13 protein-coding genes are annotated in these 13,371 nt (G+C 70.3%); 5 read left to right on the forward strand and 8 right to left on the reverse strand.

Annotated elements, in window-relative coordinates; genetic code table 11:
* Positions 1-80 precede the first annotated feature (80 nt).
* From EAH86_RS17135 to EAH86_RS17145, 3 genes are all read left to right on the forward strand, one after another.
* Positions 81-1,178 carry a citrate synthase 2 gene (locus EAH86_RS17135; RefSeq protein WP_140742994.1) on the forward strand — a complete coding sequence of 366 codons (1,098 nt, stop codon included), beginning with the start codon at positions 81-83 and terminating at the stop codon, positions 1,176-1,178.
* A gap of 142 nt (positions 1,179-1,320) precedes the next feature.
* On the forward strand, positions 1,321-2,445 hold the full coding sequence (gene serC / locus EAH86_RS17140; protein WP_140742996.1) for a phosphoserine transaminase: 1,125 nt from the start codon (positions 1,321-1,323) through the stop codon (positions 2,443-2,445).
* 127 nt (positions 2,446-2,572) lie between these two features.
* Complete coding sequence (locus tag EAH86_RS17145) at positions 2,573-3,787, forward strand: lytic transglycosylase domain-containing protein (protein WP_206665871.1); 1,215 nt, start codon at positions 2,573-2,575, stop codon at positions 3,785-3,787.
* Positions 3,788-4,059: 272 nt separating this feature from the next.
* On the opposite strand, the gene EAH86_RS17150 is transcribed toward EAH86_RS17145, so the two are convergent.
* From EAH86_RS17150 to EAH86_RS17160, 3 genes are all read right to left on the reverse strand, one after another.
* A complete protein-coding gene (locus tag EAH86_RS17150) occupies positions 4,060-5,358 on the reverse strand; it encodes an MFS transporter (protein WP_140742998.1) in 1,299 nt (432 codons plus the stop codon).
* Positions 5,355-5,825 (reverse strand): MarR family winged helix-turn-helix transcriptional regulator, encoded by a 471-nt coding sequence (locus tag EAH86_RS17155; RefSeq protein ID WP_194150792.1) that lies wholly within the window; start codon positions 5,823-5,825, stop codon positions 5,355-5,357. The genes EAH86_RS17150 and EAH86_RS17155 overlap by 4 nt, the downstream gene beginning before the upstream one ends.
* Before the next feature lie 146 nt (positions 5,826-5,971).
* Positions 5,972-7,489: an NCS2 family permease gene (locus tag EAH86_RS17160; RefSeq protein ID WP_140743000.1), complete on the reverse strand. Its 1,518-nt coding sequence runs from the start codon at positions 7,487-7,489 to the stop codon at positions 5,972-5,974.
* 55 nt (positions 7,490-7,544) lie between these two features.
* On the opposite strand from EAH86_RS17160, the gene EAH86_RS17165 reads away from it, so the two are divergent.
* The gene (locus EAH86_RS17165) at positions 7,545-7,829 is read left to right on the forward strand and encodes a DUF2530 domain-containing protein (protein ID WP_140743002.1); all 285 of its coding nucleotides are present in this window, start codon (positions 7,545-7,547) and stop codon (positions 7,827-7,829) included.
* Positions 7,830-8,104: 275 nt separating this feature from the next.
* Here the strand turns inward: EAH86_RS17165 and EAH86_RS17170 are convergent, their stop codons facing one another.
* The 3 genes from EAH86_RS17170 to EAH86_RS20945 are packed head-to-tail and all read right to left on the reverse strand — an operon-like array spanning position 8,105 to position 10,148.
* Complete coding sequence (locus EAH86_RS17170) at positions 8,105-8,998, reverse strand: helix-turn-helix transcriptional regulator (protein ID WP_140743004.1); 894 nt, start codon at positions 8,996-8,998, stop codon at positions 8,105-8,107.
* 17 nt (positions 8,999-9,015) lie between these two features.
* The gene (locus EAH86_RS17175; RefSeq protein WP_140743006.1) at positions 9,016-9,753 is read right to left on the reverse strand and encodes a DUF3027 domain-containing protein; all 738 of its coding nucleotides are present in this window, start codon (positions 9,751-9,753) and stop codon (positions 9,016-9,018) included.
* Positions 9,753-10,148 carry a cold-shock protein gene (locus EAH86_RS20945; RefSeq protein WP_140743009.1) on the reverse strand — a complete coding sequence of 132 codons (396 nt, stop codon included), beginning with the start codon at positions 10,146-10,148 and terminating at the stop codon, positions 9,753-9,755. Before EAH86_RS20945 ends, EAH86_RS17175 begins: the two co-directional genes overlap by 1 nt.
* 182 nt (positions 10,149-10,330) lie before the next feature.
* On the opposite strand from EAH86_RS20945, the gene EAH86_RS17185 reads away from it, so the two are divergent.
* Positions 10,331-11,755 carry an MFS transporter gene (locus EAH86_RS17185; RefSeq protein ID WP_140743011.1) on the forward strand — a complete coding sequence of 475 codons (1,425 nt, stop codon included), beginning with the start codon at positions 10,331-10,333 and terminating at the stop codon, positions 11,753-11,755.
* On the opposite strand, the gene EAH86_RS17190 is transcribed toward EAH86_RS17185, so the two are convergent.
* Both EAH86_RS17190 and EAH86_RS17195 read right to left on the reverse strand, forming a co-directional pair.
* Entirely contained in the window at positions 11,748-12,674 is a 927-nt protein-coding gene (locus tag EAH86_RS17190) for an aldose 1-epimerase family protein (protein ID WP_140743013.1), read from the reverse strand. The two genes, EAH86_RS17185 and EAH86_RS17190, sit on opposite strands and share 8 nt — an antisense overlap.
* A gap of 68 nt (positions 12,675-12,742) precedes the next feature.
* Positions 12,743-13,288: a hypothetical protein gene (locus tag EAH86_RS17195; RefSeq protein WP_161988686.1), complete on the reverse strand. Its 546-nt coding sequence runs from the start codon at positions 13,286-13,288 to the stop codon at positions 12,743-12,745.
* Between the last annotated feature and the right edge of the window lie 83 nt (positions 13,289-13,371).

Below are 13,371 nucleotides of genomic sequence, written 5' to 3' on the forward strand. Positions count from 1 at the left end.
AGTGCAGAATGAACCAGCCAGTAGGTATCCGGGTGCCCCACACGGTTGCCCCACCTCCACCCCATGCCGAGAGGACACCGATGTCCGACAGCGACTTCAAGCCCGGACTCGAGGGCGTCATCGCCTTCGAGTCAGAGATCGCCGAACCTGACAAGGAAGGCGGCGCGCTGCGCTACCGCGGCGTCGACCTCAAGGACCTGGTCGGCAGGGTCAGCTTCGGGCAGGTCTGGGGCCTGCTCGTCGACAACGAGTTCGACCCGGGCCTGCCGCCCGCCGAGCCGTTCCCGCTGCCCGTGCACTCCGGCGACATCCGGGTCGACGTGCAGTCGGCTCTGGCCCAGCTCGCGCCCCTGTGGGGGTTCAAGCCGCTGCTCGACATCGACGCCGAGCAGGCCCGCGACGACCTGGCCCGCGCCTCCGTCATGGCGCTGTCCTTCATCGCGCAGTCCGCCCACGGCCAGGGGTCGCCGATGGTGCCGCAGCGGCTCGTGGACGAGGGCCGCACCATCGTCGACCGGTTCATGATCCGCTGGCGCGGCGAGCCCGACCCCAAGCACGTCGAGGCCATCGACGCCTACTTCATCTCCGCGGCCGAGCACGGCATGAACGCCTCGACGTTCACCGCCCGCGTGATCGCCTCGACCGGGGCCGACGTCGCCGCGTGCCTGTCGGGCGCGATCGGTGCGCTGTCCGGTCCCCTGCACGGCGGCGCCCCGTCCCGCGCCCAGCACATGATCGAGGGCGTGGAGCGCAGCGGTGACGCCCGCGCCTACGTCAAGGGTGTGCTCGACCGTCACGAGCGGCTGATGGGCTTCGGCCACCGCGTCTACCGCGCCTACGACCCCCGCGCTGCCGTGCTGCGCGACACCTGCGAGCGCCTGGGAGCCCCGCGGTTCAAGGTGGCCCTCGAGCTGGAGCAGGCCGCCCTGGCCGAGCTGCGCGAGCGCCAGCCGGACCGCGTGCTGGAGACCAACGTCGACTACTGGGCCGCCGTGCTGCTCGACTTCGCCGAGGTCCCCGGCGCGATGATGACCCCGCTGTTCGCCGCGGCGCGTACCGCGGGCTGGTCGGCGCACGTGCTCGAGCAGAAGAAGACCGGGCGCCTGATCCGCCCCAGCTCGCGCTACATCGGCGAGGCCCCCCGCGGGCTGGAGTCCGTCACCGGCTACCGCGCCTGAGCCTCACCCCGAGCGATCGGTATGCCGCGTGGCCGGGTTGGCCGCGCGGCATACCCCTCCTGCTGGCTGACGTGATCGGCATGCTCGTCCGGGTGGTGGACCTCACGTCCCACGCCTCGGGACAGGGTGAGAGACTGGCGCCGTGACCGAGACGACCGCGACGCCCACCATCCCCGCCGACCTGCTGCCCAAGGACGGCCGCTTCGGCTCCGGGCCGTCCAAGGTGCGCCCCGAGCAGGTCGACTACCTCGCCAGCCTGGGGACGTCCCTGCTCGGCACCTCGCACCGCCAGGCGCCGGTCAGGAACCTCGTCGGGGCGGTCCGCGAGGGCCTCTCCGAGCTGTTCAGCCTGCCCGAGGGCTACGAGATCATCCTCGGGAACGGTGGCTCGACCGCGTTCTGGGACATCGCCGCGTTCGGCCTGGTCCGCGAGCGGGCGCAGCACCTGGCCTTCGGCGAGTTCTCGTCCAAGTTCGCCAGCGTGACCCACAACGCGCCCTTCCTCGGTGACTCCACGATCGTCAAGGCCGACCCGGGCAGCCTCGCGACCGCGCGCGCCGAGGCTGGCGTCGACGTCTACGCCTGGCCGCACAACGAGACCTCCACCGGCGTGATGGCCCCCGTCAAGCGGGTCGAGGGCGCCGACGAGGGGGCCCTCGTGCTCATCGATGCCACCTCCGGCGCCGGCGGCCTGCCTGTCGACGTGGCCGAGACCGACGTCTACTACTTCGGCCCGCAGAAGTGCTTCGCCGCTGATGGCGGCCTCTGGCTGGCCGCCTTCTCCCCCGCGGCACTGGCCCGGGTCGACGAGATCGCCGGATCCGGCCGCTGGGTGCCCGACTTCTTCAGCCTGCCGACCGCCATCACCAACAGCCGGCTCAACCAGACCTACAACACGCCCGCGCTCGGCACGCTGGCGCTGCTGCGCTCGCAGATCGACTGGATCAACGGCCAGGGCGGTCTCGACTGGGCCGTCAAGCGGACAGCGGACTCCAGCGGACGCCTGTACGACTGGGCCGAGCGCACGGCATACACCACGCCGTATGTGGCGGACCCGGCCGCGCGCTCGCAGGTCGTGGCCACGATCGATTTCGACGACGAGGTGGATGCCGCGGCGATCGCCAAGACGCTGCGCGCCCACGGTGTGGTCGACGTCGAGCCGTACCGCAAGCTCGGCCGCAACCAGCTCCGGGTGGCCGTGTTCCCCGCGGTGGAGCCCGACGACGTGTCGGCCCTGATTGCGTGCATTGAGCACGTTGTGGGCTGATTCACGCACGTCAGGACCACACCGGCGCGTAACCTCGGCGCAAGCAACTCGTTGAACCTCCTGTAACCAGGGGTGGGACACCACGTGGGAAACCACGAGGTGAGACAACGAAGTCGAGGAGCCGGACATGACACGCACGATGCGACTGCCGTGGCGCAAGATCGCGGGCGCCCTGCCTGCCCTTGCCCTCATCGGCGGCGGTGCGGCCCTGGCAACCACGGGCGGCAGCCCCGCGACCGACGTCGTCGCGGAGGCCACCCCCCTCGTCACCGTGCCCAGCGCCCCCCTGGAGTACCAGGAGGCGCAGGCGATCCCGCCGCTCCCCGCACCGCCTGAGGCGCTGCCCACCCCGGAGTACCAGCCCGCTGGCCTGCCCTCCTCGATGAGCGCCAACGGCATCCCGGCAGCAGCCCTCGACGCCTACCGTCGGGCAGCCACGATCGTCGACGCCGCCGACACCGAGTGCAAGATCGACTGGGCCTTGATCGCCGGCATCGGCAAGGTCGAGTCCAACCACGGTCGCTACGGTGGCAACGGCATCGACCGCGACGGCACCGTGCGGCCCGGCATCTACGGCATACCGCTCAACGGCAGCAACAACACGGCGGTCATCCACGACAGCGACGGCGGCACCTACGACCGCGACCTCACCTGGGACCGCGCGGTCGGCCCGATGCAGTTCATCCCCGGCACCTGGCGGGTGGTCGGCGTCGACGCCAACGGCGACGGTCGCAAGGACCCGCAGAACATGGCCGACGCCGCCACCGCGACCGCCGTCTACCTCTGCTCCGGCCCCGGAGACCTCAGTACCGACTCGGGCGCCCGCTCGGCCGTGCTCCGCTACAACCACAGCGACGCCTACGCCGACCAGGTGCTGGCCCTCGCCGCCGGCTACCGCGGTGGCTACACCGTCGTCCCGGGCTCGGGGCTGTCCGACTCCCAGCGCACCGGTTCGCCCTACCTCCCCTCCGGTGAGCCGCAGACGATGGCGACCTACGACGCCGCCCAGGCGTCCCAGCCGGCAGCCAAGCCGTCCGGCGAGCCCGCCAAGGGCAGCACGTCCGCTGCGGCGAAGCCCGGCACCGCTGGCGCAGGCTCCTCGGTCCCCCAGCCTTCGTCGACCGCCGGTGGTGGCGGGGTGGCGGGCGTGGTCGGCGGCATCGTGGGCGGCCTCACCGGCAGCACCCCCACGCCGACCCCGAGCTTCACGCCCACCCCCAGCAGCACGACGCCCCCGCCACTGCCGTTGCAGGTGCTGCCCGTCAACGGCAAGTGCCCGACCGGCTACGACCCGGTGCTCAATGCCCTGGGGATCACGATCCTCTGCACACTGCACCACTGACCGAGGAGCCCGCGGCGCAGGTATGCCGGGCAGCAGCTCCCAGCGCAAAGCCCACCACGGTCCGTGGTGGGCTTTCGCGTCCCATCGCCGATTGCCCACAGCCGCACTTGTTGCCGGGTGGTCGTCACCGGAGCCGCGATTCGGGCGTCCGTGACGCTCTGTGCGCAACACGTCGCCCGAGGGGACGGGTCAGCGGACGAAGTTGGCGATGACGGCTGCGGCGACCACGATGGCCAGCACTGCGATCGTCACGCGCCGGCGGAAGACCGGTGTCACCGAGCCGCCTCGGGCACCGGCTCGGAGACGTCCGGGCGCGGCAGGGTGCGGATCTTGATGCGCGGGCGGCGCCGCGACTCGTAGGTCACCTGGACATTCTCATGCCTGGCCAACCGGATGGACACCACCACCAGCGTCAGTCCGACGGCGATGGTGCCGATACCGACCGTCCACCGGGGACCGGCGACGTCGCCGATCCAGCCGATGAGCGGGGCACCGAGCGGGGTGCCGCCCATGAAGATCGCCATGTAGAGCGCCATCACCCGGCCACGCATCGCCGGGTCGACACTCAGCTGCACCATGGCGTTGGCCGTGGTCAGGGCGGTCAGGGCGGTCAGGCCCACGGGGACCAGGGCCAGCGCGAACAGCGGATAGGTGGGAGCCATCGCGGCCAGACCGCTGGAGATCGTGAAGCCCACGAGGGCCACGAGCAGCACGGCCAGCCGCGGCCGGGCTCGCCTGGCCGACAGGAGTGCAGCGGTCAGGGAGCCGATCGCCATGACCGAGCCCAGCAGGCCGTACTCCTGCGGACCCTTGCCGAACTCCTTGGTGGCCATCAGCGCGGTGGTGATCTGGAAGTTCATCCCGAACGTGCCGAGCACGAACACCAGAGCCATCACGAGCTTGATGTCGGGTCGGCTCCGGACGTAGGCGATGCCCTCGCGGATGGCTCCCTTCCCGCGAGCGAGGGCCGGCGCCGGCCGCAGGTCGCTCGTGCGCATCGCTGCCAGCGCGAGCAGCACCGCGACGAAGGTGAGCGTGTTGAGCAGCAAGGTCCACCCCGTGCCGAACGCCGCGATGGTCAGGCCCGCCACTCCGGGGCCGACAAGCCGTCCCGCGTTGAACGAGGCGCTGTTGAGGGACACCGCGTTGGCGAGCTTGTCGCGCGGCACCATCTCGGAGACGAAGGTCTGGCGCGCCGGGTTGTCGACGGCGGTGGCGACGCCGCTGAACAGCGCGATCCCGTAGACCATCCAGAGCTGGGCGCCCCCGGTGATGACGAGCAGACCGAGCACCAGCGACGACAGGGCGAGCGAGGTCTGGGTAATCGCCAGGATCCTTCGCTTCGGATAGCGGTCAGCGATCATCCCGGCAAAGGGGGCGAGCAGCAGGAATGGCAGGAACTGCAACCCCGTGACGATGCCCAAGGCGGTCGAGGAGTGGTCGGTCAGCTCGGTGAGGACCAGCCAGTCCTGCGCAACCCGGCCCATCCAGGTGCCGATGTTGGAGATGAACGCACCCGAAGCGTAGATGCGGTAGTTGCGGATGTCGAGGGAGGCGAACGTGGGGCTCACTCGTTGGCCACCCGGGTGAGGATGACCGAGGCCTGGCGCAGGATGACCTGCTCCTCGGGCGTGAGGTGGCTGACACGCACCGACATCCAGGCGTCGCGCTTGCGACGGATGTCCTTGAGCAGCGTGGTCGCGGCGCTGGTGAGCGACAGGATCACCTGGCGGCGGTCAGCAGGGTCGTCGGTGCGTTCGACGAGGCCGCGCTCGACGAGGGCGGCGACGGTGCGGGTCATGCTCGGGCCACTCACCTTCTCGATCTCCGCCAGCTCGCTGGGCGTGCGCGGCGCTTCCTCGAGGCGGCAGAGCACCGAGAACTGGTGCGGCGCCACGACATGCGTGCTCTCGAACCGCACTCGGCGGGAGATGCGCATGCAGGCCAGACGAAGCTCGCCGGCAAGACTGGAGATCGCGGAGGGTGAGAGCCCAGCGTCAGCGGCGCGGCGTGAGCGCGCGGGCGGCGGTGGGGTCATGTGTCTCTCCTTCATCGGTACTTAGCATAACTCATTACCTGTGCTAAGTATTTCGAGACCAAGGTCTGGAGACCCCCCAGACGCAGGTATGCCGCGCGGCCCCGGTGGGAGGCCACGCGGCATACCTGGTGGTTGCCTTTGCGGTGTCAGCTGACGCCGAGGATCTCCTTGATCGGGGTGATCGCGAAGTAGATGACGAACAGCGCCGAGACGGTCCACAGCAGCGGGTGGATCACGCCGGCCTTGCCGCGGACCACCTTGATGAGCGTGTAGACGACGAAGCCGGCGCCGATACCGACCGTGATCGAGTAGGTGAACGGCATCAGCACGATCGTGAGGAACGCCGGGATGGCGATGTCCAGGTCGTCCCAGTCGATGCCCTTGACCTGCTGCATCATCAGGAAACCCACGACGACCAGGGCCGGGGTCGCGGCTTCGTAGGGGACCACCTTGACGAGCGGCGCCAGGAAGGTCGCCAGCAGGAACATCACACCGGTGACAACGGAGGCCAGACCGGTGCGGGCGCCTTCACCGACACCCGCGGCCGACTCGATGTAGGACGTGTTGGACGAGACGGAGCCGGCACCACCGGCGATCGCGGCGACCGAGTCGACGAGCAGGATCTTGTCCGAGTTCGGCGGGTTGCCGTCCTTGTCGAGCAGGCCACCCTCGGCACCCACGGCGACCATCGTGCCCATGGTGTCGAAGAAGTCGGCGAGCAGCAGCGTGAAGACGAGCAGCAGCGCCGCGACGAAGCCGAGCTTGTCGAACGACCCGAGGATGTTGAAGTTGCCGAGCAGCGAGAAGTCGGGGACGTCGACGATCTGGTCCGGGAGCGCGGGGACGTTGAGCCCCCAGCCCGCGGGGTTGACGAACTTGCCGGTGGCGTCGAACTGGCCGCCGATGTTGCCGATCCCCTCGACGACGATGGCCAGGACCGTGCCGCCGAGGATGCCGTAGAGGATGGCGGCCTTCACCTTGCGGACCATCATCACGATGATTGCGAGCACGCCGACGACGAAGACGAGCAGCGGCCAGCCGTTGAGGTTGCCTCCGATGCCGAGCTCGACCGGGACCGGCCCGACCCCAGTGCGGCGGACGAACCCGGCGTCGACGAGGCCGATGATCGTGATGAACAGGCCGATGCCGACCGAGATGGCGGTCTTGAGCTGGGCCGGGATCGCGCGGAACACCGCCTGCCGGAAGCCGGTCAGCACGAGCACGAGGATGATGACGCCCTCCATGACGACCAGCCCCATCGCGTCCGCCCAGGTCATCTCGGGCAGCTTGGCGATGCCGAACGTCACGAACGCGTTGAGGCCGAGGCCGGTGGCCAGCGCCAGCGGGTAGTTCGCCACGACCCCCATCAGCAGGGTCATCACGCCGGCGATCAGGGCCGTGCCGGCCGCGACCAGGGTCTGCGCCTTGACGATGTCGCCGCCGCCGAGGAACTGACCGCTCCCGTCCTGCTGGGTCCCGATGATCAGCGGGTTGAGGACCACGATGTAGGCCATCGTGAAGAACGTGACCAGCCCACCGCGGACCTCGCGGCTCAGGGTGGAGCCACGCTCGGTGATCTTGAAGAAGCCGTCGAGGCCTCCGGTCGAGGGGGACTTCGGGGACGTGCGCTCGGGTGGCGCAGACTTCGTTGAGGGCTTGGCCATGGGCAGCAGAGTAGGGCCTGATTGTTGCGTCCTCGTGAAAGATAGGCTGCCGGACATGAGCGAGTCGCAGCCCACCTCCGGGAAGGCAGCCGGGCCCACCCCCGGAGCCACCCCCGAGGCTGGCGACGAGCTGAAGCCGTTGGCGGTCAGCACCATCCGCGTCATCCTGTGGGGTCAGCTCGGCTGGGTGCTCGCGCTGGCCCTCATCCTCGCAGTGCCGTCCCTGCACGAGAGTGACCGCGACTGGTGGCCCTGGGTGCCGGTGACCGGCCTCGTCCTGGGGCTCATCGGCTTCACCTACGTGCGCCGCGGTCGCGGCAACGCCACCGGCGCCGAATAGCCGGCCGGCCCCACACCGGCGAGCTCCGACGCGCCGGGACTGCCGGCGCGTCGGAGCCCAGGCTCCGGAGTGATGGTCGGCGCGGCTCCCGGCTGCGTGGTCGCCGTGCCAACCATCCCCCTCCTGCTCGTCCCCCCGGCAGTCGTCCCGTGCTGTCCCGGTCAGGGGAATTCCTACCCGACCGGACCATCGCGTTCTGATGAGCCAGGTGCAGCCTGCCGTGGGAATCGGCCGGGGTGGCCACCGATGGCGAATCCTGCCGGGATTTCTGCCGATCAGCTGGTCTCGTCGCCCCATTGCCACTTGACGCCGAATACGCCGACGAAGTCCTGGAGGCAGAGCTGGGCGCTGCCGTCAGCCGCGACGCTGAGCGGCGCGCCCCGTTCCGCGGTCGCGGCCGTGGCGCCCTGCACCGGCCAGATCCGCGCGGGGCGCTCGCCCGTGAACCGGACGACGACGCTCGCCGTCTGCAGCGGCGTGTTCGCCCCGTACATGCACTCGTCGTCGACGGCACCCCCGAGACGTTCGGCCCCCCTGAAGTCGACTGAGTACTCCAGCACGAAGGGACCGCGCTGGGCCATCGCCGGATCCGGGCGGATGGCCACCCCCACTACGTCGCCATGGACGAAGAAGTCGTCCAGCACCCCACCCGTCCTCACCTCGAACCGGACGGACGACGCGTCGAACGGCGCCGATCCGACCAGCTTCCACAGCACCGGGGACCCGGAGGCCCCCATCGCCTCGTGGATGTGGGTGTAGCGGCATTCCAGCGGGACCCGGTCAGGGCCGGTCGTGATGTCGAGCAACGCCGAGGTGATCCGGCCGCCATCACCGGGCCGGCGCCTGCCGATGCGTCGGGCGATGACCTCCCAGTCGGGGACCCCCAGATCGTCATGGGTGCGCTCGGTGCTGGACCCGGTCCACCGCTCGACCAACCGCGTCTGGTGGCTCGCGCCGTGGGCGAGCACAGCGGCGATGCGGCTCAGCGACTCGTGCTGGGGGCGGCTCACGGCGCCGCCCTCGATGGCGCGCACGGTCCGCTCGCTGACCCCGGACAGCTGCGCGAGCCGGGTCTGCGACATTCCCCTGGCCTGACGCAGCTCGCGCATCGAGCTCCAGTCGCGCGGTAGCGCGATTCCGCGACCGTGCTCCCCCTCCGCTGCGGACACCCGCTCAGCTCCCCCGCTCAGACGAGGTCGTAGGCGATCTCGTCGATGATGGGGGTCCCGACCGGCATGGGTTCGGCCGGCTCGGCGTCGACCTCGGAGTGGGCGCCGCAGCCGTGGTCAAGACTTACGACGCGACCGTCGGAAGGTGACCAGGCGTTGGCGCACACGCCGAAAAAAGAGCGAAGTGCACCCGCCATCGGGAGGAAGTACCCGCAGGACGAGCAGGGCGCTGGCGCCTTCTCGGCGACATCGGCGCGCGGGCCGTTCTCGCCCTCGTACCAGCGCTGGGCAGCGGCCTCGCGACCCTCGGCCGACAGCACGCGCTTGCGGCCCAGGCCCAGCTCGTAGGCCGCGAGCTCGTCGACCTCCTCGTCGCCGGTGGCCTCGAAACCGGGCTCCAGCAGCGGGTCGTCCTCCTTGTAAGGAAGCACGTCGCCGGCGCTGAGGTCGCCGGGAGCCAGCCGGTCGGCATACGGAAGCCACTGCGGCGACAACAGCGCGCCCTCGCCGGGCACGAGGTTGGTCTCGCACACCGTGGCGACCTTGCCGCGCGGCACGCGGGCGACGGTGATCGCCCAGCGCCAGCCGGGGTAGGCCGTCGCCGTGCAGGCGAAGAAGTGGGTGGCGAGGCGCTCGTCGTCCATCTGCATGCCGAGGTGGTCACCGACGGTGTCGCGCATGGCGATCGACTCGGCGGCCTCACGAGCGAGCTCGACGGCCTCGGCCAGGACGGCGTCGTCCTTGAAGGTTGCCATCACGGGTCGATCTGGTCGGCGAGGAACCGGAGCACCGTGGCGAGCTTGGTCGCGTGGTCCTTCTCGGGGCGACGGCCCTTGCGCAGCGAGTTCGACGCGTTGTCGAGCAGCTTGATGGCGTCCTCGACGAGCGGCGCGAGGTCCTCGGGGGTCTTGCGCGACGCCTCGCGCTTGCCGGCCGTGACCGTCGGAGCGGCCTCGAGCAGCGTGACGGCGAGCGCCTGCGTGCCGCGACGGCCCTCGGCCACGCTGAACTCCACGCGAGCCCCGCCCTTGAGCGTGGCGACGCCCTCGGGGAGGGCGTTCGCGTGCAGGAACACGTCGCTTCCGTCGTCGTCGGAGATGAAGCCGAAGCCCTTCTCCGCGTCGTACCACTTGACCTTGCCAGTAGGCACTTGTCGTCCTCTTACCTTGAAAGTTTGGGGGTGCGCCCTTGCGCACTCGCAAGGTTATCGGGTGCGTCCAAATCCTTTCTCCGTAGGCCGCGTGCTCACCGTGCGGGCCAGCCGCCACTCTCGGACGGCGCTGGAGGGAAAACCGGTGTCGGGCTGTCGGTGCCGTGGGGGAGGATCGACGGGTGAGTGAGTCGTCGACGCCAGCCAAGTCCGGACTGCGCGAGTTCTGGGCGCAGCTCCCGGTCGAGGGCCGGTGGCTGCTGTCGACGGTGGCCGTCCAGACCCTGGGCCGCGGGCTGACGCTGCCGTTCACGGTGATCTACCTGCACGAGGTGCGCGACATCTCCCTCGACCTCGCCGGCCTGCTGATGGCCTTCATCGCCGTCGTCGCCATCTTGGTCACCGGCCCGGCCGGCGCGCTGACCGACCGACTGGGTGCCCGTCGGATGCTGCTCTGGGCCACGAGTGCCCAGCTCGTCGGCTGCGTGATCCTCGCGTTCGCGACGACCCCGCTGATGGTCGCACTGGCGTTCGTCTTCCTCGGGTTCAACTTCGGGGTGTCCTGGCCCGCCTTCAACTCCCTGGTCGCGGCGATCACGACCGGGGCCACGCGCCAGCAGTACTTCGGGATCAACTTCGCGCTGGTCAACCTGGGCATCGGTCTGGGCGGCGTCATCGGTGGGCTCTACGCCGACGTGGCCAACCCCACGACCTTCACGGTGATCTATCTGGCTGATGCCGCGTCCATGCTCGTGCCGATCGGGCTGCTCCTGGGGCCGCTGCGCCATGTGCACGGGCGGGCCGAGAAGCCCGAGGGGGCGACTGCCGCCGCGGGCTCCTACCTCGCGATCTTGCGCAACCCGGCGGTCGTGTGGGTCACCCTGCTGACCTTCCTCGGCGTGTTCATCGGCTACGGCCAGATGGAGGCCGGCTTCCCCGCGTTCGCCCGCCAGGTCAGCCACGTCTCGACGAGCGTCATCGGGTCCGCCTTCGCCATCAACACCGCCGTCATCGTCGGGCTCCAGTTCTTCGTCCTGCGGCGCATCACCGGGCGCCGACGCACCCGGGTCCTCATGGTCATGACCACGCTGTGGGCCGGCGCCTGGCTGGTCCTCGGGCTCACCGGGTTCGCTCCCGGCGGTGTCGCAGCAGCGGCCGGCGTGCTGGCCTTCCACGCGACCTTCGCCCTCGGCGAGACCCTCCTCCAGCCGACCATCCCGGCCATCACCAACGACATGGCTCCCGACCACCTGCGCGGTCGCTACAACGCCGTCAACGCCGGCGCGTTCCAAGCCGGAGCGATCCTGGGCCCGGTCGTGGCGGGCGTCATGCTGAACCACCGGTGGTCAGCCGCCTTCATCGCCATGCTCATCGTGGGATGTGCCTTCATGGTGGTGCTGGCCTTCGCGGTCGAACGCCGGATCACGCCGCTGGTCAACGGGATCCCGAACGACACGGCCGACAGGGTCGACAGGGTCGACGTGGTCGATCCGTCGGCGACGACCACAGCGACACCGACGACCGACCCTGCCTCTGCGGGGCCCGGATCCGGCGCCGGGCCCGAGGTCCGGACGACACCGGCCAACCCGCACCCAGTGGTCAGCTGAGCGCTGCGGGTGCGATCCCCCACTCGCCGGACCAGGACTGACCCGGTTCGAGGACGTGCAGTCCGTCGCCTGAGTTGAAGGCGTTGGCCGGGCACGACATGGGTTCGACCGCGATGCCACGGACCCCGTCGACGCCACTATCGCGACCCTTGGCGGTGAAGACCTGCACCCAGTCGAGGGACTCGTCACCCCACACCGTGACGTCACCGGTGGCCAGGCCGCCCACCACGACCTCCCAGGCGCCAGAGGCCTCGGAGCGGGTCAGCCCGGTGAAGGCGGTGTCCAGGGCGGTCGCGCCCAACGCGCGGGCGGACCTGAAGTCCAGCTCGTCGCGGACCGGGGCGGTCCCGGTCGGGATCAGCTGGTCGTCGACCAACACCTCACGCTCTGCGGGAATGGTCAGCTGCACCTGGGCCAGCGGCGTCTCGCCGAGCGCGACATAGGGGTGGGCGCCAAAGCCGAATGGTGCCGTCGTGTCACCGACGTTGGTGGCATGGGCGCTCACGCTCAGACCGTCCGGGTCGAGCACGTAGTTGACGCTGAGGTCGAGGATGCCGTTCCAGCCGGGCTGAGGGTGCAACCGGGTCCGTACGGTCAGCGCGGACCAGTCGTCGCTGTGCCAGTGCAGCTGCCAGGTGGCCCAGCGCACCAGTCCGTGGTTGGCGTTGCGCAGTACCGCCTCGGTCAGTCCCAGCTGGAGCTCGGCCCCCTCAAAGGAGTACTTCCCATCGCGGATCCGGTTGGGCCAGGGCATCAGCACCTGCCCGCGACCGGCACGGCATACCTCGTCGTCGCCGTAGCCGGCCACGATGTCGGTCTCGTCCACCCGGTAGGTGCGCAGGCCGCCACCGACCTCGACGACGGTGGCCTCCTGCCGCCCGCGCCGGAGGGTCCACTGCTCACCGCTGGGAGAGGTCACGGCACCAACGCTAGCGCCGCCGCGACGGATCAGCCCGGCCGGCTGACGACCGGGCTGGTCCGTGGCGGTCAGCTCTTGCGGGTGGCCGCCACGAGGACGGCCTTGGCGCCGGTCTTCTCGGCCACGACGAGGACCGAGTCGCCGACCTTGACGTCGGTGGCCATGCCGCGGGTGTCGGCGCCCACGGCATAGGTGGCAGTGAAGTCATCCGTGCTCTTGACCGTGATGGAGGTGCCGCTGGCCTTGGTGACCTCGCCGCGCTGGAGGGTCATCACGGTGGCCGTGCCGTTGTCCTGCACCGTGAACTCACCGTGCTGCACGTTGCCGAGACCCATGGCTCCACGCATGAGCGGACCGACGCCGTTGCCCATGCCGTTACCCATGCCGTTGCCCATCCCGTCGCGCTGCCCGGGCCCCTGCCCGCGCGGCGCCTGCGGTCCCTGGGGGAGCCGATCGAGCTTCTTCTGCTGTCCGGGTGGCAGGGCGCCTCCGTCACGAACCCGCTCGATCCGGTCGGCGCGGTCCCCGTGCCCGATGGCGCGCACGGCCACCAGACCGACCACCCCGACCAGGGCGAGCACCATCAGCGCAGCCAGGCAGCCGGCCACGATCACGGCGATGGTGCCACCGGTCGTCGACGTCGCCTGACGCCAAAGGCCCGGCTGCTTCGGACCACCAGGACCAGCGGGGCCACCGT

It is taken from the genome of Pedococcus bigeumensis, from assembly GCF_006438965.1.
GTDB classification, from domain to species: Bacteria; Actinomycetota; Actinomycetes; order Actinomycetales; family Dermatophilaceae; genus Pedococcus; species Pedococcus bigeumensis_A.